The sequence below is a fragment of the Pseudoalteromonas sp. CR1 genome, from assembly GCF_019392235.1.
GTDB lineage: Bacteria > Pseudomonadota > Gammaproteobacteria > Enterobacterales > Alteromonadaceae > Pseudoalteromonas.
In genome coordinates this window covers 38,160-59,188 of record NZ_JAHXRM010000014.1, presented here as the reverse complement: position 1 = coordinate 59,188, position 21,029 = coordinate 38,160, and the positions used below count along the sequence as shown (strand labels likewise).

The 21,029-nt window shown below is 40.6% G+C and carries 19 protein-coding genes, 1 pseudogene and 1 riboswitch; of the genes and pseudogenes, 12 read left to right on the top strand and 8 right to left on the bottom strand.

Annotated elements, in window-relative coordinates; all coding sequences use genetic code 11:
* Nucleotides 1–211: 211 nt before the first annotated feature.
* From KZZ04_RS12985 to KZZ04_RS12975, 3 genes are all read right to left on the bottom strand, one after another.
* A complete protein-coding gene (locus KZZ04_RS12985) occupies nucleotides 212–1,267 on the bottom strand; it encodes an OmpA family protein (protein ID WP_219422914.1) in 1,056 nt (351 codons plus the stop codon).
* A gap of 391 nt (nucleotides 1,268–1,658) precedes the next feature.
* On the bottom strand, nucleotides 1,659–3,068 hold the full coding sequence (locus KZZ04_RS12980) for a YdiU family protein (RefSeq protein ID WP_058405946.1): 1,410 nt from the start codon (nucleotides 3,066–3,068) through the stop codon (nucleotides 1,659–1,661).
* Between the two features lie 2 nt (nucleotides 3,069–3,070).
* The gene (locus tag KZZ04_RS12975) at nucleotides 3,071–3,775 is read right to left on the bottom strand and encodes a DNA-3-methyladenine glycosylase I (RefSeq protein ID WP_138527350.1); all 705 of its coding nucleotides are present in this window, start codon (nucleotides 3,773–3,775) and stop codon (nucleotides 3,071–3,073) included.
* Between the two features lie 191 nt (nucleotides 3,776–3,966).
* Nucleotides 3,967–4,163, top strand: a riboswitch (Lysine riboswitch).
* A 128-nt stretch (nucleotides 4,164–4,291) separates the two neighbouring features.
* Between KZZ04_RS12975 and dapA the strand changes: the two genes are divergently transcribed.
* The 5 genes from dapA (at nucleotide 4,292) to KZZ04_RS12950 (ending at nucleotide 9,502) form a co-directional block, all read left to right on the top strand.
* The gene (gene dapA / locus KZZ04_RS12970) at nucleotides 4,292–5,176 is read left to right on the top strand and encodes a 4-hydroxy-tetrahydrodipicolinate synthase (RefSeq protein ID WP_219422913.1); all 885 of its coding nucleotides are present in this window, start codon (nucleotides 4,292–4,294) and stop codon (nucleotides 5,174–5,176) included.
* Nucleotides 5,177–5,191: 15 nt separating this feature from the next.
* Entirely contained in the window at nucleotides 5,192–5,932 is a 741-nt protein-coding gene (locus KZZ04_RS12965; RefSeq protein ID WP_006791320.1) for a 2,3,4,5-tetrahydropyridine-2,6-dicarboxylate N-succinyltransferase, read from the top strand.
* Complete coding sequence (locus KZZ04_RS12960; RefSeq protein WP_219422912.1) at nucleotides 5,932–7,137, top strand: PLP-dependent decarboxylase; 1,206 nt, start codon at nucleotides 5,932–5,934, stop codon at nucleotides 7,135–7,137. The genes KZZ04_RS12965 and KZZ04_RS12960 overlap by 1 nt, the downstream gene beginning before the upstream one ends.
* A 5-nt stretch (nucleotides 7,138–7,142) precedes the next feature.
* On the top strand, nucleotides 7,143–8,264 hold the full coding sequence (locus KZZ04_RS12955; protein WP_219422911.1) for a succinylglutamate desuccinylase/aspartoacylase family protein: 1,122 nt from the start codon (nucleotides 7,143–7,145) through the stop codon (nucleotides 8,262–8,264).
* Nucleotides 8,265–8,467: 203 nt separating this feature from the next.
* A complete protein-coding gene (locus KZZ04_RS12950) occupies nucleotides 8,468–9,502 on the top strand; it encodes a phospholipase A (RefSeq protein ID WP_058405940.1) in 1,035 nt (344 codons plus the stop codon).
* Nucleotides 9,503–9,569: 67 nt separating this feature from the next.
* On the opposite strand, the gene KZZ04_RS12945 is transcribed toward KZZ04_RS12950, so the two are convergent.
* Complete coding sequence (locus KZZ04_RS12945) at nucleotides 9,570–10,463, bottom strand: bifunctional GNAT family N-acetyltransferase/hotdog fold thioesterase (protein ID WP_058405939.1); 894 nt, start codon at nucleotides 10,461–10,463, stop codon at nucleotides 9,570–9,572.
* Nucleotides 10,464–10,635: 172 nt separating this feature from the next.
* Between KZZ04_RS12945 and KZZ04_RS12940 the strand changes: the two genes are divergently transcribed.
* Complete coding sequence (locus tag KZZ04_RS12940; protein ID WP_058405938.1) at nucleotides 10,636–11,349, top strand: spermidine synthase; 714 nt, start codon at nucleotides 10,636–10,638, stop codon at nucleotides 11,347–11,349.
* Here KZZ04_RS12940 and dtd read toward each other — a convergent pair.
* Complete coding sequence (gene dtd, locus KZZ04_RS12935) at nucleotides 11,346–11,783, bottom strand: D-aminoacyl-tRNA deacylase (protein ID WP_058405937.1); 438 nt, start codon at nucleotides 11,781–11,783, stop codon at nucleotides 11,346–11,348. The genes KZZ04_RS12940 and dtd overlap by 4 nt on opposite strands.
* Nucleotides 11,784–12,686, bottom strand: a complete 903-nt coding sequence (locus KZZ04_RS12930; RefSeq protein WP_058405936.1) for a virulence factor BrkB family protein — start codon at nucleotides 12,684–12,686, stop codon at nucleotides 11,784–11,786. It abuts the gene before it with no gap.
* 85 nt (nucleotides 12,687–12,771) lie between these two features.
* On the opposite strand from KZZ04_RS12930, the gene KZZ04_RS12925 reads away from it, so the two are divergent.
* From KZZ04_RS12925 to KZZ04_RS12910, 4 genes and pseudogenes are all read left to right on the top strand, one after another.
* Nucleotides 12,772–13,425 carry a DUF2959 domain-containing protein gene (locus tag KZZ04_RS12925; RefSeq protein WP_219422910.1) on the top strand — a complete coding sequence of 218 codons (654 nt, stop codon included), beginning with the start codon at nucleotides 12,772–12,774 and terminating at the stop codon, nucleotides 13,423–13,425.
* Between the two features lie 142 nt (nucleotides 13,426–13,567).
* Nucleotides 13,568–14,659: an MBL fold metallo-hydrolase gene (locus tag KZZ04_RS12920; RefSeq protein ID WP_219422909.1), complete on the top strand. Its 1,092-nt coding sequence runs from the start codon at nucleotides 13,568–13,570 to the stop codon at nucleotides 14,657–14,659.
* A 72-nt stretch (nucleotides 14,660–14,731) separates the two neighbouring features.
* Nucleotides 14,732–15,157: pseudogene (locus tag KZZ04_RS12915) on the top strand (BLUF domain-containing protein).
* Between the two features lie 72 nt (nucleotides 15,158–15,229).
* Nucleotides 15,230–15,961 carry a CBM9 family sugar-binding protein gene (locus KZZ04_RS12910; RefSeq protein WP_058405934.1) on the top strand — a complete coding sequence of 244 codons (732 nt, stop codon included), beginning with the start codon at nucleotides 15,230–15,232 and terminating at the stop codon, nucleotides 15,959–15,961.
* A 159-nt stretch (nucleotides 15,962–16,120) separates the two neighbouring features.
* Here the strand turns inward: KZZ04_RS12910 and KZZ04_RS12905 are convergent, their stop codons facing one another.
* Nucleotides 16,121–16,438, bottom strand: coding sequence for a hypothetical protein (locus KZZ04_RS12905; protein WP_058405933.1), 318 nt, complete (start codon nucleotides 16,436–16,438; stop codon nucleotides 16,121–16,123).
* Nucleotides 16,439–16,650: 212 nt separating this feature from the next.
* Nucleotides 16,651–18,474, bottom strand: coding sequence for a translational GTPase TypA (gene typA / locus KZZ04_RS12900; protein WP_058405932.1), 1,824 nt, complete (start codon nucleotides 18,472–18,474; stop codon nucleotides 16,651–16,653).
* A gap of 506 nt (nucleotides 18,475–18,980) precedes the next feature.
* Between typA and glnA the strand changes: the two genes are divergently transcribed.
* Both glnA and KZZ04_RS12890 read left to right on the top strand, forming a co-directional pair.
* A complete protein-coding gene (gene glnA / locus KZZ04_RS12895) occupies nucleotides 18,981–20,387 on the top strand; it encodes a glutamate--ammonia ligase (RefSeq protein WP_058405931.1) in 1,407 nt (468 codons plus the stop codon).
* Nucleotides 20,388–20,501: 114 nt separating this feature from the next.
* Nucleotides 20,502–21,023 (top strand): DUF4124 domain-containing protein, encoded by a 522-nt coding sequence (locus tag KZZ04_RS12890; protein ID WP_283235009.1) that lies wholly within the window; start codon nucleotides 20,502–20,504, stop codon nucleotides 21,021–21,023.
* Nucleotides 21,024–21,029: the final 6 nt, after the last annotated feature.

Below are 21,029 nucleotides of genomic sequence, written 5' to 3'. Positions count from 1 at the left end.
TATAGTATTCTAACGCGTAATTATAAAGCTTTTATAGATAGATGAAAATCCATCCAGTTACACAACTGATTATACCGGCTATAAATAACATGAATAGTGGTTGCGGTAAATTCTATTTCCATGAATACTTATTAAGTAATAATCATTACGATTTAAATGGCAACCATAAAAAAACCCAGCATAAGCTGGGTTTCTATCATCAAATAATCTATTAACGTAAAACTTTTACCGTTTTGATTGTTTTGATGTGCGCTTCAACACGGCGGTTTTCTGCGTGTGCAGCTGCTGTGTTAGCCTCATTTTTAAGACGCTCTTCACCTAAACCTACCGTAGTGATACGGTCAGACGCAATACCATCGTCCATTAACTGCTTAGCTACAGCGTCAGCGCGTTTTTTTGATAACCACTTGTTGTAAGATGCTTTGCCTACTGCTGAAGTATGACCTTCTAAAAGCACTGTTGTATCTGGGTAATCTTTTAAGAAAGATGCAACTTGGTCGATGTCATCTAAGTAACGCTGTGATACAGCTGAATTGTTATTAGGGAACGTTACTAATAAACTTACAGTTACTTCTTTATCTTCGTATAAAGTACAACCAGTACCATCAACAGCGTCTGTCATTGGTGTATTAGCACACTTATCGTCAACATCTAGAATGTTGTCGTTATCGCTATCAACAGGTGCTACTTGCACTTCAACAACTTCTGGCGCAGGCTGTACCGGCTCAGCAGGCGTAGTGTTTTGACCAAAGAAGTAGTTTATACCTAGTTTAGCGCCAACATCTGTGTAACCTTTATCAATACCTTGGTATACAGCAGTTTCAACGTTAGCGAATAAGTTGTCAGTGATGAAATGTCTGTAACCAACACCTGCGTTTAAGAACATGTTGTCTTCAACCACGTCCATTGATTTAATACCAACTAAACCGTAGAAAGGACCGCCATCTAAATGGTAAAGCGCATCAATACCAAAACGGCTTCCATCGATATTGTTACGGTTACCAGCAGCTTTGTCGAATGCATTAAAATCAAGATCTGCATACTCTAAACGAGCACTCCAAAAATCACTGAAACGGTAACCCGCTTCAAGACCAAAACCAGTCGACTCATTTACGTCAAGACCAGCCTGTGCGCTCATATTTTCCCAAGACGCATCGTAGTAGTCGCCAAATGCGCCAATATAGAAACCTTCTTGCTTGTCAGCAGCAAATGAAGATACGCTAGTTGCAGCTAACGCAATTGCAATAGTTAGTGATTTTAATTTCATTGTTTTCTTCCCATTTTAACAACTAATAAATTGTGGCTAATTAAGTACTAGCTCACTAAGTTTTATACAGACTAACTCAACTTTTGTTAATCAATACTTAACGAAAAATAAAGTTTATAATTTTTTTCAATGCGATATAACGATATCCAACAAATCAGTTTAGGTGAAATTTAAAACTTTACCTAGCTAGAAACCAACTAGTTGATTATATAAATCGATAATCTGCAGAAGACACAAAGACAACTCAATTAATTGTTCTTGCTCACAATGAAACTAACTTATCTTTATACATTTAGATAGTAACACCAGAATTTGCTTTGCTCAATCAATGAACATCTCTGTTCTAAAATATCGTTATTTATAATCATTAACTTATCTATTTTTACAACACTTAAGTACCACAAAAGGTTTTGTAGTTAGTATCATTTAAAGGCACCTTTTGAAATTCGGTCATATCATCGCTGAATAAGTACGGATTATTAGCCACTTTGATAAAACGACTCATCAGCTTACTTGAACCAAGCTCATTATATTCAGCTAATATTGTTTCAATTATATGATTTCGCGGAATGATACGTGGGTTGGCTGCTCGCATGATTTTGTAGCTATCGTTACTTATTCGGCTTTGCCACTTATTCGCCCACTCAGTTAGTTCTTCAGGAAAAGTTGCGTTGCCATTCACAAACTCCGTCAATGCATCAAAAGTATTGGTGTAATCAAGATGATGTGTTTGCAATAATGTTAGAAGCTCAGAAACAAGCTCTTTGTCGCCCTCGTTTGCATCAACCAGGCCTAATTTTTTGCTCCACATTACTGTAAATTGAGTATTAAATTGTTCTGAAAAGCGATGTATGACGGGAGTCAGTAATGACACTGCTTTTTCTTCATCATCGCTAATTAATGGGATAAGGCTTTCAGCTAAACGAGCACAATTCCAACTCGCCATATTTGGCTGGTTACCAAAAGCGTAGCGCCCTTGTTTGTCAATAGAGCTAAATACGGTGTCAAAGTCAAAATTATCCATCATCGCACACGGGCCATAATCTATGGTTTCACCGCTGACTAGCGTGTTGTCGGTGTTCATAACACCATGGATAAATCCTACGCGCATCCAATTAATTATTAAGCTTACCTGATTATTAGTCACTGATTCTAAAAACGCTAGATACCGTTCTGGGCCTTCACTCTTTATTTCAGGGTAATGACGTCCAATAGCTAAATCCGCTAGCTTTTTTAAACCTTCAATATCACCTTGTGTTGCCAAATATTGAAACGAGCCTACCCGAATATGGCTACTTGCTAAGCGAGTAACAACAGCACCAGGCTGAGGCGGGTTGCGGTAAACGCTTTCGCCTGTGCCTACAACAGCTAAACAGCGAGTGGTTGGAATACCTAATGCGTGCATAGCTTCACTCATTACGTATTCACGAATAGCAGGGCCTAGTGCACATTTTCCATCGCCACCTCTAGAATACGGGGTAGCGCCTGAGCCTTTTAATTGAATATCCCATAGCTGGTTTTTATCGTCATTAATAGCGCCAAGCAAATGCGCGCGCCCGTCACCTAAGCGAGGCGAAAAGTGTCCAAATTGATGCCCAGAATAGCCAAGCGCTACCGTCTTTATTTGCTGTGGCTCATTGCCTGCAAAGGTACTCGCACGCAGCTGCGGCTCAATTTCTATATTAAACTGCTTAGCTAACGATGCGTTCCACAGCAGCAATTGCGGTGCAGCAACGCTTGAGGGTTGATCCTCTATCGCGAAGTTATCTGCTATATCGGTGTATCTTGGCACTAGTTTCATCATTAATCCTCAGCTTGTTGGCTTATACCTACGCGATTGTCACCCACACCGTAGGCCACAATTAAACTTAGCTCTTGCATGCTTAAACCACTTTGCTTTTGCATTTCATTAAAAAATGCCTGCGCAGCAGTGAGTGATTTTTTAGTTTGCAGCCCGCCATCAATTATTTTATGCGCTCTTAAGTAACTTTCTACATCGCGCGAAAGTAAAAATGTATCTTTACCAAGCGCTCTTAAAGCATAGGGGCCTGTATTGCCGCCCAACCGAGCACCGTGTTTTTTTAAATGCGCCCATAAACCAATAATATTATCTGTTGGCCACTGGGCAATAAACTTACTAAAGCTGCCATGTTCCTGTGCTATTTCGTGGATCATGTACGCATTTTCAGGAATCGTTTTCACTTTTTTATAATTACGAATAATGCGTTCATCCGTTGCTTTTTGCTCTAGCATATCGGGCGGCATCATTAATAACTTATCAACGCTGAACTCCCAAAAAACCTCTCTAAAGCCGGGCCATTTACTATTTATTACCGACCAATAAAAGCCACTTTGAAAAACTTTTCGGGTAAATTCTTCAAGCCAATCGTCGTCACTTAACGTACTTAACGCTTTTTTAGATAAAGGTTTTGCGAGTAATAACTTAAGCATTTTTTCAGAGCCCTTTCGCTCTACCGCTCGCTTATAAATATCACTAAATTTTTCCATACTTATTAAATACCTCGCTGCTCATAGTGTTAGTGTACGAGAAAAGCAGCCAATACGTAACCACCGCTATTTTCGATGAGCTAATCTATATTTAGCAGCTTGACACCTAGACGGCTAAAATGTTTTAATCGCCGCAATTACCCTATTTAAATTGTATTTTGTTAAGCCTTTTGCGGTTAAACAAAATACAAAGGGCTAGAAGAGGTGCGTTATTCAGGTAGCGTATGTTAGGAGCGCAAACTCCAGTGAGCATACGCCAGGGGAATACCGCCGAGAGGTAAATGCTTTTGCGAAGCAATTACTTCGGGCGACTAGGTTGAATCCTAGCGACTGTCACCAAGAGCTGCTTTTTAGCAGCTTATTAGTTTGGTGGAGAGCTTCTGGTCTTAAATAATAAGGCCGTGCGCCCTATTATTTTAAGCCCATTCGCTCTTCGAATACTGTTCGAACGACGTTAATGCGGCTCACATCATAAAGCCCCTTTAATATCTCGAACACCTTATAGGTTCGTAAGAGATGATCAACAACTTCAATTTAGACGACTACGCATTGTGGACAGCGCTTGTTACGCCGTTTGACCAACACGGTAATGTTGACTACAACACGCTCACAACACTTGTTAGCGAACAAGAAGCGGCACATAACGGTATTTTACTACTTGGTAGTACTGGTGAAGGCTTAGCGCTAACACTCAAAGAGCAACAAGCCATTGTTGAACACGTGTGCCAATTAAAGCCCAATGTACCGCTGATGGTTGCTGTAGGCGGTAGCAATTTAGACCAACAAAAAGAGTGGGTTAACTATTGCAATCAGTTACCTATTCACAGTTACTTACTAGGCTCGCCCCTTTATGCAAAACCAGGGGCTGTAGGTCAAACTCATTGGTACGAAAGCTTATTAAACGAAAGCGCGCACCCGTGTATGTTATACAACGTACCGGGTAGAAGCGGTGTAAGCATTCCGGTGCAAACCATCGAAAATTTACAGGCACATCCAAAGCTGTGGGCGTTAAAAGAAGCCAGTGGCAACATCAGCCAATTTGAAGCATACCGACAAGCCGCCCCTAATTTAGCACTATACAGTGGCGACGATGCACTTATGCCCTATTTCGCACAAGCAGGCGCAAAAGGCTTAGTATCGGTTGCGGCAAACGCATGGCCAACACAAACGCATGAGTTTGTAAAACGCAGCTTAAGTGGCCAACACCCCAATTTATTTGCTCAGTGGACTCGCGCTATTAATAGCCTTTTTGCTGTAGCAAACCCTATTCCCGTTAAAGTGTTAATGCACCAACAAGGCCGCTTAAGTAGCCCGTTGCTACGCCCACCTTTAACGCATTTTGAGTTAACGCAAACCGATTGCATTACTACTGCAAACGACACCATTTTATCTTGGCATTAAATACAGGTTTTTATAATGAGCTGGTTAGAACTACTAAATAATTTAGAATCGGGCGCAGTACGCGCAGCATCACAAAACGAAAGCGGCCAATGGGAAGCTAACGTAGAAGTAAAACAAGGCATTTTAGAAGCCTTTAAAAATGGCACTAACACTGAGTTTGCAGGTGGTTTTGTAGATAAACACAACCTTGCACCGCAAGAGTTTAGTACTGACGATGGCGTGCGTATGGTACCTGGTGGTTCAAGTGTTCGCCGTGGTGCATATGTAGCTAAAGGCACTATTATTATGCCACCAGCGTACGTAAACATTGGCGCATACATCGACGAAGGCACTATGGTTGATAGCCACGCATTAGTAGGCTCGTGTGCACAAGTAGGTAAAAACGTACATTTGAGCGCAGCTGTGCAACTTGGCGGTGTACTTGAGCCAATTGGTGCAAGCCCTGTAGTAGTTGAAGACGATGCCTTTATTGGCGCAGGTTGTGTCATTGTTGAAGGCGTAGTTGTTAAAAAAGGGGCAGTACTAGCGCCAGGCGTACGCTTATCTGCAACCATTCCGGTATACGACTGCGTTAATGAGCGTCAGCTTGATAAAGGCGAACCAATCCCAGAATACGCAATTGTAATACCTGGCTCTCGCCCGGCGTCTAACGAATGGGCACGTGAGCAAGGCTTGAGCATGTCGTGTGCGTTAATTGTTAAATACCGTGACGAACAAAGCGATGCATCATTATTGCTAGAAGAGGTTTTACGATAATGAGCTTTTTGAGCACGCCAATCAAAACCGCTGTTAATACGCTTACACAGCAACTTGATACCCCTTTTTTTGTTTACGACTTAGATAAACTAAACTCGCACCTTACGCGTTTAGTTGCGCAAACCGATGTAAAGCTTTGGTATGCTGTAAAAGCGAACCCGCTTTCTAAGATTATTCAAAGCTTAGATAGCGCAGGCTTTAACTTTGACGTTGCAAGTAAAGGTGAATTTGAACAAGTACTTGCACAAGGTATTAGTTCGCAGCGCGTGCTCAACACAGGGCCTGCAAAGAGCCCTAAACAAATTAAACACTTTATTGAGCGCGGTGTGCACATATTTGTTGCCGAAAGCCTCAATCAAGTGCGTTGGTTAGACCAACAAGCGCAGCTGCAAAATACGCAGCTGCAAGTTTTATTGCGTGTGCAACTACGCTGGCCTGAAGGTGAAAAAAACCCACTAGGCGGCGACAGCCTAACTCCGTTTGGGCTTGGCTGCGATGAATGGCAAGCACTAAATACTGGCGATTACCCAGCACTCAATTTTGATGGCCTGCATATATTTCAGTGGGGCAACATGCTTAGCACACAAAAGCTAAGCGAACTGTGGTCGCAAATGATTGCACCGCTGACCACCTTGGCAAATAACTTAAATATAGACCTTAAAATTTTAGATTTAGGGGGCGGTTTAGGTATTCCTTACACCCCAAACGAAGCAACACTTGAGTGGGATGGCCTTATAGCCGCGCTTGCTAAAATTAAAAAAGATGCAGGCGTAGACGAGCTTTGGATGGAGCTTGGCCGCTATGCTGTGGGCGAATGCGGTCATTACGCCAACCCCGTCGTTGAGTGCAAACAAAACTACGGCCAACAGCAAGTTATTTTAACCGGTGGCATTAACCACTTATTACGCCCAGCTGTTACAAGCCAAGATTTTCCTGCGGCGCTATTGCGCGAATCAACTGCACCAAAACAGGCAATGAGCCTATATGGCCCGTTATGTACGGCCCTTGATTGCTTAGGTGAGCACACCCTACCAAGCGATTTAAACGCGCAAGACTGGCTGGTATTTAGCCAATGTGGCGCCTATGGTTTTACCGAAAGCATGCCGTATTTTTTATGTCATGAGCTGGCAGCAGAATACGTTTTACAAAATGGTGAGCTCACCTGCGTACGCCAAGCAGAAGATGCCAGCCACTATTTAAGGTAATAAACATGAGCATAACAACACCAATCAGCCAAGAAAACATTGTAGTAGGGGAAGTGGCAAACGGCTTACCTCTCACTATTCCGGTGTATCGCTTAAAAGGCGATGGCAGCGGTCCAAGCGTGTATATTCAAGCCAACATGCATGGCGCCGAGGTACAAGGTAACGCGGTTATTTTTCAGCTGCTAGAGCAGTTAAAACAGCTCAATTTAAAAGGCGACATTACCTTAGTACCTTATGCTAACCCTATTGGCTGTAACCAAAAATCAGGGGAATTTACCCTTGGCCGATTCGACCCTATTACTGGCACTAACTGGAACCGCATGTATCACTACAACAATGATTTAGTGACCCAGTTTGCCAAAGATCATAGCCAATACGACGATGCAGCTTTAAAAAGTAACTTTAAACAAGCCTTGATTGATGAAATAGACACTAAACTTAACGGCCCCGCATATTTACTCAATACCGGTAAACGCATTGCGCTTAATTTGCAAAAGCTTGCGCACCAAGCCGATATAGTCCTTGATTTACACACAGGCCCTATTTCAAGTAAACACTTATATTGCCCAACGTATGCAACCGACAGTGCTCGTTATTTTAACATTGAACATGTACTGCTCATCCCAAGCGACTTTGATGGCGCTATGGATGAAGCTAGCTTTTGCCCATGGTGGCACTTAAGTGATGCACTTAGCGCGCAAGGGCGATCATTCAACGTGCAGGTAGAAGCCTTTACAGTAGAGCTAGGTAGCCAAGAAAAAATAGATTTAAAAGAAGCACTCAACGATGCAAATAGCATTTTAAGTTACCTAAATCATAAGAACGTATTAGTAGATGCACCCCATAAACCAGCTAATATAACTCGCTATGCGTGTAACCTAGATGACTACTTTGCCTATTACGCCCCTATTGGCGGCATGGTTGAATATGTAGCACCACTTGGTGGTCATATTAAAGCAGGCGAGCCCATCGCACATATTTTACGCATGGAGCGCTACTTGAGTGAGCAGCCACTACAAACGCTGACTCTTGATTGCGATGCTATCGCTATTTTGCACTTTGCCTCAGCAAGCGTTAATCAAGGCACTGAGTTGTATAAATTTTTTACAAACGTATTTGAGCTATAGCTCACCCTTCTCATTGCGTGAGAGTACATTAATCTTCTAAGTTAATGTACATTAGATAAAGCGGCTTTGGCCGCTTTTCTTTTGATCTATTAGTACCGCCTTTAACGTAATGTAAACAATTCAGTAAAAGTTCACTGTACCTAATGTAAAAAGCGTTATAATAAAATAAATCACAACCTACCCAATACTCACAAGGAATTACAATGAGCTGGCGCCACTGGATCACCCTTTCAGCTTTACTAAGTACCGCAGCATTTGCGCAAGACGAAGTACCAACAAACGAGCAAGACAGCAGCATAGAACTCGTCAAGCAATGTATTTTGAATGAAGTGATTGGGGGCGATGGCAAGCAAACACTCGATGAGCTTCGTAAAAAATGCTCTGCACTGGAAGAAAACAAACAACTGACCGCACTTGATAAACGCCAAGCACGTGAAGAGGTAGGCAAAAAAAATCGTAATGTAATCACACCCCATAAACGTAATTACATATTGCCATTATCATATGTATCGCATCCAAACGATCGCCCGTTCGATCGTTTTGACGAGCTCACAGACGAACAAGATGGTGATACACTCGATAACTTAGAAGCTAAATATCAGCTTTCAATCAAGGTCCCCTTGTTTGACGAATTCTCTGACGAAGACCAAGCATTGTATTTTGGCTTTACCCTGCAATCGTATTGGCAAATTTATAACTCGGAAATTTCATCGCCATTTCGTGAAACTAACTACGAGCCAGAAATTTTCTGGATGAATTACCTTGATCCAGAAAACGTACTCTGGGGCGATGAAATGGCTATTGTGCTCGGTATATCGCACCAGTCAAATGGCCGTAGCCAACCAAACTCGCGCTCGTGGAACCGTATTTACGCCGATTTCATTTGGGAAAACCGAGGCTTTGTTTTTAGTTTTAAACCTTGGTACCGCATAGCTGAAGACGAAAAAGAAGATCTGCTAGACGCAAAAGGTGACGATAATCCCGATATTTACAAATACATGGGGTATTTTGAATTTAGTGGTGCGTATCGTTATCACGATCATGAATTTAGCTTTATGACTCGCAACAATTTAAATTCAGACAATCGCGGTGCACTTCAGCTTGATTGGTCATTTCCTTTGTGGGGCCGCGTTCGTGGCTACGCGCAATACTTTAACGGCTACGGTGAAAGCCTAATTGATTACAACGCCGATGTTGAGCGGATTGGCGTGGGTATCTTATTAACCGATTTGTTATAAAATCAGCGCATAAAAAAGCCAAGCATTAATTATTAAGTGCTTGGCTTTTTTAATTAAAAATTACTCGTTATTTTTTTACGGCAAACACACCTTCAAACTCAGCAACTACATTGTCACCATCATAAATGGTTACCGGTACCACATAACTTGTTTTACCATCGGCTTCTAAATCGCTTAATTTACCTTTACACGCTTGTAAATCGACACAACCGCGCGGATCTGTATTGAGTGGCTTTAAGTACTTAATATTGGCATCAGCCAGTACAATATTACCTTCAAGCCCCGCTTCTTTGAGCGCCAAATACGTTGCCCCCCAGCCAGTTAATGTGGCTAAGCTATAAATAGAACCAGCAAACATGGTGTTATGTAAATTTAAATTAGCGTCTAAATCAGCGCTGGTTGTAAATTGCCAATCGGTGTAACTTTCTACTTTAATGCCCATTGCATCACTAATAGGAATTGATTCCCGCCAGATATTTTGTAGCACTTGAGTCCAATTAGGATGACGGAACCAACCTGGCTCACTCGGCTTTTGCTTAACCATTTTAAAATGCTGAACATCACCGTAAGCTAAGTGCGCTTTTTCTTTTAATTCGTAGCCGTGGCGCTTATAAAATTCAAGTGCGCGTTCGCGTGCAAATAACACCAGTTCATCGGCATTTTGTGTCCATGCTATTTTTTCTAAATCGTGTAACAGACGACTACCAATATGCTGATTTCGGTTACCTTCAGCCACCGCCATATAACGAACCTGAGCTTGCTCATGGTTATTAAAATGTAATCGAGCCACCCCTAATACTTCACCCTCTTTATTTTTTATAAACCGGTGTTCAGCGTCCTGCTCTAAATCATCTTGTTCAGAACCCCTGGGCTCGCCCCAAGGAGCACGTAATACTTCCCAACGTAATTGATAATAAGCTTGCCAATCTTCGCTACTTTGTGGGGTACTTACTTGAAACATACTTACTCCTGTTGTTGTAAAAGCCGCATGTAAAAATCTAAAAAGGCCTCAACCTGTTGATGGCAAATACCATACTCCATCTTAAAAAAACTGCAAATACGACTTTGGTGAGACTTTATAAATGCGTAAAAAATTAATGACAAATCACATTGCGCTTTAACCAAGCTGGTTTATGCTAAAGATCATGACCACATATATTGATGCCTCAACAGGCCTAATTAATAGCCATTTTATTGAAGGCAGCCAAAATGAAGGAGTCCTACTTTATTGGCACAACGTAAATGGCGAGCACATTCAAGTGCGCGAGCATGGTAATTTGCGGTGGCTGCTAATTAATAATACGTTGCAATCCATTATCGATGTCAAAAACCCTGAAGCTCTGTTGTTTCCTCACTTACAATATTTGGCTAAACAATGGCAAACACTTTCACCCCCTAATAACGTGCTTGAACTTGGGCTAGGTGGTGGGGCTATTCGCAACTATTTACTTAACCAATACCCCCAAGTAAATATAACGTCAGTTGAAAAAAACGCAGAAATATTGGCGTGTTATTCACAGTTTTTTGCAATCAAAAGTGATGAGAATTTACTTTGCGCTGACGCGCAGCTGGTATTAAATACTGCCCGAAATATTGATTGGATTATTTTAGATTTGTTTAGCCACATAGATGCACCCCGTTTTTTATTTGAACGCGCATTTTATGAAAAAATCTACTCAGCGCTGAACAACAACGGGACACTCTTTATTAATTTTTTATCGCAACACAGCTCACAGTTAAAGCAACTTCAGCAACAATTACGCCATGTATTTGGCTGTGATATTCACTCTCAAAAAATTAAGGGGTACGTTAACCATATTGTTGTGATTCACAAGCAAACACCTTAAACAGATAAGTTAAACGTAACCGGCCCATCGTTACATAAGCTCACTTGCATATCGGCACCGAACTCCCCAGTTGCTACTTTAATTCCTAACGCTTTGGCTTGGTCAACAAAATACTCATACAACTCATTAGCTTGGCTTGGGGTTGCCGCCGATGAAAAGCTCGGACGCATTCCTTTTTTGGTATCAGCCGCTAATGTAAATTGCGAAACCACTAGTAACTCTCCGCCTATATCTTTTAGGCTTAAGTTCATTTTGTTGTTTTCGTCGGTAAAAATTCGGTAATTACTGACTTTATGTAAAAGCTTATCGGCAGCGTGTTTATCGTCTGCTTTTTCAACACCTAACAAAAGTAAAATACCTTGCGCTACTTGCCCAATTACTTGGTTGTTAACTTCTACCTTTGCGTGTTTTACGCGCTGTATTAGCCCTTGCATTTAATGTATATCCTTTAATTCTGGTTCTTCTTCCAGTTCTATTTCTGGGGTATCCTCAATATCATTTGGGCTAATACATGCCGTAAATTCGGCGCCCAAAAGTACAACTACCCACGCTAAATACACCCACACAAATAAAATTGGAATTGTGGCTACTGCACCATAAATCACTTCATACGAAGGAAAGTGGCTAATATAAAGTGCAAACCCTTTTTTTGTTAGCTCAAATAAAAGCGCAGCAAATAATGCCCCTGGCACTGCGGCTTTAAACGATACGCGTGTATTAGGCACTAGGGTATAAAGCATGATGAACCCCATCATCGAAATTCCATAAGGGAGCAATTTTAATAAAAAACCACTAAACCCTGGAATACCTTGATCAGCAAACGAGACGAACGACACAATGTACGAAGTTACACCAATACTTGCCCCCAGTAACACGGGGCCTAAACTCAGTACCATCCAATACACTGCAAATGAAATCATCATCGGGCGCTTTTTCTTAATACGCCAAATACGATTAAGTGTTGCATCTACATTACGTATTAAAAGTAAGGCAACAGCGGCTAAAAAACCTATACCCACTGCAGTCATTTGATTGGCATTTCCTGCAAAGGAGCTAATATGCTCTCTGATCACATCCGTAGAAGTCGGTACAAAGTTAGTAAACAAAAAGCTTTCTATTTCCATGCGTGTCGATTCAAACCCCGGAAACGCTGAAAATATAGCAACACCCACCGCAATAAGTGGTATTAATGAAAGTAGCGTTACGTAAGCAAGGTAACCAGCATTAACTGTAATTTGATCATCTATACAACGGTTAATATATTGCATCCACCAGCCGGGTTGCTGGCGTATAAAGGACTTAACTTGCTGTTTGTAATGGGAGAGCTTATCATTCATACAATTGACTTGTGCTTATCGAGTTTTGATTATCATAACAATCAGCACCGGAATTTACAGCACTTACACGTAAATAGGGAATCAAATGAAAAAACAAACACTGTTAAGCGCATCAATACTTGCCCTAACGTTAGCATTATCTGGCTGTCAATCAGCTTACTATTCTGCAATGGAAAAAGTAGGCGTTCACAAACGTGACATTCTTATTGACCGCGTAGAAGAAACAAAAGAGTCGCAAGAAGAGTCTCAAGAAGAGTTTCAGTCAGCGCTTGAACGTTTAACTACACTTATTAATTTCGACGGCGGTGAGCTACAAGATGCTTACAACCAACTCAATGACGATTACGAATCAAGCCTTAAAGCCGCAGACGACGTTACTACCAATATTAATAAAGTAGAAGACGTTGCTGAAGCATTGTTTGATGAGTGGAGCGATGAGTTAGAACAATACAAAAGCGCTTCGTTAAAACGCGAAAGCAGTAAAAAACTTAACGCCACTAAGCGCCTGTTTGATCAGCTTCTTCGCTCTATGCGAAGTGCTGAAAGTAAAATGGAACCAGTTCTCTCATCACTAAAAGATAACGTTTTGTACTTAAAGCATAATTTAAATGCACAGGCCGTTGCTGCTATAAAAGGTGAATTTACTAACCTTAAACGCGATATTCAGATACTGATGAACGACATGAACAAGTCAATTGCCGATTCAAACAAATTTATTGAGCAAATGAACAAAGCCTAATAATACTACTTAATATAGCTCCCCTAAAAGCCTGTTACTCTAACAGGCTTTTTTATAATTATTTTTTGTTACGATTAACACATTGTTTAATAAATAGCGTTTGTTAAACTTTTACCTAATTGAAGCAATAAAAATAATAGAAATGAAATTACACATACTGTGCTTACTTATTTCCTCAAGTTTTTTAGCTGCCTGTAGCACAAACAACAATATCAATGTTATTGCAGGGCAAGACAGCGTAACGCCAATTCATGAATCAGGTGAGCGTAAAGATCGCTATCACAATCTCTATATGGGCGAAAAAACCTACCCAGTTACGTGTGAAACCGACTGCTACCCAAAGCACCCCAACGTAATATGCGAAACCACTGCTGAGAATTGCACATATAACGCTGAGCAATTAAACCCGCATCTAAACCTTGGCTTTAATATACGTTGGTTAGGGCATGCTGGTTTTTTGATCCGAACACCTAGCGGCCAACATGTCGTATTTGACCCTGTAAAAGAGCAGTTTGATTCCCCGGTTGATTTAGCATTTAAGCTTGCCTCTGGCTTTTATCGAAAACCAGGTGACTGGCTAAGCAAAACTGAACTCGAAAACGTAGACGCCGTTATGTATTCACATATTCATTACGATCACTTTAATAAATCTGATATAGAAGAAATAGGCAGCAAACCACGTTACTTAGCACCATTAGGCATGGCAGATAACTTTCCAAATGCAGGGCTTAATATTAGCGAAATGGCGTGGTATGCAAAAACTAAAATTGATGATTTAACTATTCATGCACTACCTGCGCATCATTTCAGCAGTCGAATATTAGTGCCCTTTATTTATGAAGATAACGATAAAGACTTATGGAATGGCTGGTTACTTGAGCAAAATGGCAAAACCTTATTTTTTGCAGGCGACACAGGCTACTCAAAGCATTTTAAAGATATTCAACACAACTATGGCGGCATAGACATATGTTTAATGCCCATAGCATCGTACTACAGCGAAGATAACCCTAAATGGTATCGTTATGTTCATACTACACCAGAAGATGCTCTTACAGCCGCACAAGAGCTTAACTGCAAGGTAATGATACCTTGGGGATATGGTAACTCATCATGGAAAATGGGCGATCGGACGAGTCATTCAGCCTTACTGCGTTTATTACACATGCATAAAACAATGAAATCATCAGTGCCGCTTTATATTTTAAACGAAGGTGGGACTATTAAACTTTAATCAGTCACTAACATAATTAGTAATAAACTCCTTGCTGAACTATCTTTAATTAACTAAGCAGGAGGGAATAATATGTTTCTTGTACGACTCATTTACGCAAGCAAAATTACAGACGGCTTTGGGCCTAAAGATATAGAAAATATTTTACAAAGTGCTCGTACCTATAATGTAAAAACACATGTTACCGGCATGCTTTGCTTTAGTAACAAGTACTTTTTACAGTGCCTTGATGGCTCCAGAACCGCAGTAAATAATACCTATCAACAAATATAAAATGACAAGCGTCACCACAATGTAATTATGCTTAACTATACCCAAATTCCAGAAAGAGAATTTGAAAAGTGGTCTATGGGTTATGTTCCACAATCTAGGGTAACCGAATCACTGAATCTGAAATTTTCAGGCTCTGTTGATTTTAATCCATTTAAAATGTCTGGCGAAAGTGCCCACTTATTAATGCTCGCGTTAAAAGACAGCATTACTGGTGCTATTAGTTAAAATACACATATATATTTGTTTTTAATAGTCACTTAGGCCAAGCTAAGTCATCTTCAATTAGTAAGGCTATTAATGAAAAAAATACTCTTAGCAACAAGCTTATTAATCAGCACCCAAATAATGGCGGCAGACGTAAAATACACATCAACCCCTATTAATATTGACGGCGTATCTGAAAGCGCATGGGATAAGGCTGCTTGGCACGATATGCCACATTTAATGGATGGTACACTGCCTTCAAACGATGCCGATTTTAAAGGCCGCTATCGCTTATTGTGGGATGAAAAATTCTTATACCTACAAGCCGATATTGTAGATGATGTTTTAATAGATACACACCCAGACCCAACCTATAAATATTGGGATGACGATGCCCTTGAAATATTTATAGATAGCGATGCATCGGGCGGGATTCACCAATTTAACCACACCGCTTTAGCGTACCACATTGGCCTTGATAACCAAGCTGCCGATTACGGCCCTGATAAAAAAGCGCACTTGTATACCGACCACTTAGTTAGCAACTGGAAACGCAATACCACTGCACCCTATAACATTACTTGGGAAGTTGCGATAAAACTCTACCCGAATGATTATCAACAAGACGCAAAAAATACACCACTTAAATTAACAGAAAAACAAGTTATTGGTTTTATGCTCGCCTATTGCGATAACGATGGCAGTGAAACACGCGAGCACTTTATGGGTTCACACGAAGTACAGCCTGTGAAGGGTGACAGAAACCGTGGATTTATAGACGCAGATGTATTTGGCAAAATCACTTTGCTACCGAAAAGTCAGTAATCACTAATGAAATAATTGATAACAAAGGTTGGGTTGAGCTAAGCGAAACCCAACAAAAATACCCTATTAGCAAAAACAGAGACTTTTCAATATAGATTATTTAATTCTCAAGCACGTTTTTGCTTATAAAGAGCGCTGCGCCCTAATATAAAGCTAATTTTAACCATCTTTTTGCTCGTGTTTAAAAATTTTAAGAAGCAAATCAATTCTGCGATTTGTTTTTTTGGTCTGCTCCCTAATCATTCCCTGCACCACAGCTGAAGCAAGGAAAATAAGACATATAATTTGAAATAATTCAGTTTCAATATCATAGAAGCCATTAGCAATTGATAACAAAACAAACGGTAAAAAAATTGATATGAGATCTTTCAAGCCCCAATCATTTTTTCCTAACGTTTCAAATTCATCTTTATATTTTTGCAGTTCAGCAATATGTTCTATCTCTAGTTTTGCCTTAATTTCATTTTCGGTATTCACACTAGCTCACTCGCACATAGTAAATATAGCTTTGATAATAACTTAATACCTTTTTTAGGTCCAACATAAAAAAACTGTTCAACAGTATCGAACCAACTGCGATGCTCTAACCTGAGGGCTTAAAGCTCTTCCCTGGCTAACTATTATCCACAAAAAAGCCGCTGTATTTTGCAATACAGCGGCTTTTAAAATCATTATTCTAAATTAATAGATTATGACTTAGGAGCACGACCCGCACGTTTACGCTCATTTTCAGTTAAATGACGTTTACGAATACGAATGTTCTCAGGTGTAACTTCTACTAGCTCATCATCAGCAATAAACTCAAGCGCTTGCTCAAGTGAATAGTTAAGTGCTGGTGTCAATGTTTGTGCTTCATCTGTACCAGATGCACGAACGTTAGTAAGTTGCTTACCTTTAAGCGCGTTAACTGTAAGGTCGTTATCACGGCTATGAATACCGATAACCATACCTTCATAAACTTCAACACCGTGACCGATGAATAAACGGCCGCGCTCTTGTAAGTTAAATAATGCGTTAGTAAGTGCTTTACCTGTTGCGTTAGCAATCATTACGCCGTTCTTACGAACACCTAGCTCGCCACCTTTGTGCGGACCGTAGTGATCGAACGTATGGTAAAGTAAGCCAGAACCTGACGTTAATGTCATGAACTCAGTTTGGAAACCAATTAAGCCACGGCTTGGGATCATAAAGTCCATACGCATACGACCTTTACCATCTGGTGCCATGTCAGTTAACTCACCTTTACGAAGACCAATTTGCTCCATGATAGAACCTTGGTGCTCTTCTTCACAGTCAATCGTTAGTGTTTCATACGGTTCTTCTAACACACCATCAACAGTACGTAAGATTACTTCTGGACGAGAAACAGCTAGCTCGTAACCTTCACGACGCATGTTCTCAATTAAGATACCTAGGTGTAATTCACCACGACCCGATACGCGGAAGCTATCTGGGTTATCTGTATCTGCAACACGAAGTGCTACGTTGTGTACTAATTCTTTGTCTAAACGCTCACGAATATTACGTGATGTTACAAACTTACCTTCTTTACCACAGAACGGAGAGTTATTTACAGAGAACGTCATTGTTACTGTTGGCTCATCAACACTTAGTGGTGGTAATGCTTCAACGTTGTTAGGACAACAAAGCGTATCTGAAATCTTAAGCTCGCCTAAACCTGTTACAGTAACGATGTTACCAGCATAAGCTTTATCAGTATCGATACGCTCAAGGCCTAAGTAGCTTTGTACTGAACCAATTTTACCGTTACGAGTCGTGCCGTCAGCGCTGATAACCGTCACTTGTTGGTTAGTCGCAACAGAACCGCGCTTAATACGGCCAATACCAATTACACCTTTGTACGAGTTGTAATCAAGCTGAGAGATTTGCATTTGGAAGTCACCTTCAGGATCTGCATCCGGTGGTGATACTTCATCAACGATCATCTTGAACATAGGTTCCATGTTGTCTGATGGCTCGTCTAAATCTAATGTTGCCCAACCGTTGATAGCTGATGCGTAGATTACTTTAAAGTCTAACTGTTCGTCAGTTGCGCCAAGGTTATCGAATAAATCAAAGATTTGATCCATAACCCAATCAGGGCGTGCACCTGGCTTATCAATTTTATTGATAACGACGATTGGCTTTAAGCCTTGCGCGAATGCCTTTTGCGTTACGAAACGCGTTTGTGGCATTGGACCTTCTTGAGCATCAACAAGTAATAATACTGAGTCAGCCATCGAAAGTACGCGTTCAACTTCACCACCGAAATCGGCGTGTCCCGGGGTATCTACGATATTGATGTGGTAATCATTCCAAGAGATAGCTGTGTTTTTAGCTAAAATGGTAATACCACGTTCTTTCTCAATGTCGTTTGAGTCCATCACGCGCTCTTCGTTACCGCCGCGTGTTTCTAATGTACCTGATTGCTCAAGTAGTTTGTCAACCAGAGTTGTTTTACCGTGGTCAACGTGCGCGATAATCGCTATATTTCTTAACTGTTCGATGCTCATATATTTACTCAGAGAAATTAAATTCTCAATGATCCTGCAAGATCTACGCACTCATCTGCGTTTTCACGAGATGTCCAAGCATAGGATTTAAAAGGGCGCATATTATCCCTCATTAATGACATGGATGAAAGTTTATCCAATACAATTTTCAAAACTTTCTCAATACTTTTACTAAGTATCTGTTTTATATATGACAATTATATGAAATAAATTGTCATTATTTTTTCAAAAATGCAGTTTACACTATTTATACGATATTTTTGGCACTCTTTTACATTTAGGTTATGCTGATTTCGAGCGATTAAATTAACAACAAAATAGAGCGTGCACAGCTTGCACCAAAGTGGAACTTAACCGCACCATGTTGGTGCCATTTTATGCCCCACATTGTAGCAACTAAGTTTTTTTAACCTATAAACATAGAGTTATAAAAATGGCACAAAATCAGCTTAATAAATCCCAAAGCAATTATGCAGCAATAATAAAACCCAATAGTTGGAGGACACATGTCACAATCGGTTTTAGATTTTATTAAAGAAAATGACGTTAAGTTCATTGATTTACGCTTTACTGATACAAAAGGTAAAGAGCAACATGTATCTATTCCTCATCACCAAGTTGATGAAGATTTTTTCGAAGACGGTAAAATGTTTGACGGTTCTTCAATTGCTGGCTGGAAAGGCATTAACGAATCAGACATGGTATTAATGCCTGTTGCTGAATCAGTAAAACTTGACCCATTCACTGAAGAAACGACATTAATTGTACGTTGTGACGTTGTAGAGCCTTCTACACTTCAAGGTTACGAGCGTGACCCACGCTCTGTTGCAAAACGTGCTGAAGAGTACATGAAATCTACAGGTATCGCAGATACTGTGTTATTTGGGCCAGAGCCAGAGTTTTTCCTTTTCGACGATGTTAAATACAAATCAGATATGTCTGGTTCAATGTACAAAGTTGATGCTGTTGAAGCGGCATGGAACTCAGATAAAGATTACGAAGGCGGTAACACTGGTCACCGTCCAGGTGTTAAAGGCGGTTACTTCCCTTGTTCACCTGTTGATTCTTCACAAGATTGGCGTTCAGCCACTTGTTTAGTGCTTGAAGAACTAGGTCAAGTGGTAGAGGCACATCACCACGAAGTAGCAACAGCTGGCCAAAACGAAATCGCAACGCGTTTTAACAGCATGGTTTTAAAAGCGGATGAAATCCAAGAGATGAAATATGTTATTCATAACATGGCTCATTTATACGGAAAAACAGCTACATTTATGCCTAAGCCAATTGTTGGTGATAACGGTTCTGGTATGCACTGTCACCAGTCTTTAGCTAAAGACGGTGTAAACTTGTTTGCAGGCGATAAGTACGGCGGCCTATCTGAAGAGGCGCTTTACTACATTGGCGGCATTATCAAGCATGCTAAAGCTATTAACGCATTTGCTAACGCATCAACTAACTCGTACAAACGTTTAGTACCGGGCTTTGAAGCGCCAGTAATGCTTGCATACTCTGCACGTAACCGTTCTGCTTCAATTCGTATCCCAGTGGTACCATCTGCGAAAGGTCGTCGTATTGAAGTACGTTTCCCAGATCCAACAGCTAACCCATACCTTGCTTTCTCAGCAATGCTTATGGCTGGCCTTGATGGTATCAAAAACAAGATCCACCCTGGCGATGCAATGGATAAAGATTTATATGACTTACCAGCAGAAGAAGCAGCAGAAATTCCACAAGTTGCATCTTCACTTGGTGAAGCACTCGATGCACTAAGTGCTGACCGTGAGTTTTTAACTCAAGGTGGTGTATTCACTGATGACCTAATTGATGCTTACATTGCACTTAAGGGTCAAGAAGTTGAAAAGCTTAACATGACAACTCACCCAGTTGAGTTTGAAATGTACTACAGCTGTTAATTTAACACTGTAAAAGAATGTGTGTTCTCAAGCCCGCTAAGCGGGCTTTTTTAATGGTAAATTAAATCAAACTCCACTAAAGTTAAGCCATCATAAAAATTGCAGGGTAGCAGTGTGAATAGTAAGATTTTATTGCTAATGATTACTTTAGGATTAAGTAATTATGGTTATGCGGGTGAAAAAAGAATTTACGCTTGGAAGGATCAAAATGGCGTTTTAGTGTTTTCAGATACACCGCGTAAAGGTGCTACAGAGGTCAAACTCTCTAGCCAAAGTTTAACTATACCCGCTAAAGATATAGCGACTCTCAGCAGCCAATCCCATACTAAAAAAACAGGGTTTGGTATTGCCATTACGTCACCTGAGCACAATCAAACCATTCATGAAAATACCGGAACAATATACGTCACCAGCCGGGTAATCCCGAGCTTTAAAACAGGGTATACCATTCAATTGCTTGTTAATGGAGAAGCAAACGGCCCTGCAATAAACAACTCCGTATTTGCAATTGCTGATGTTGAAGCCGGTGAACACATGCTTCAACTGAGGCTGTTTAACGAGAAAAACCAAATTATCGCTGTGAGCGAGCCTCGTATATTTAATATGCGCAGAAAAGGCAAAACCCATGGCAATTAAAGCGAA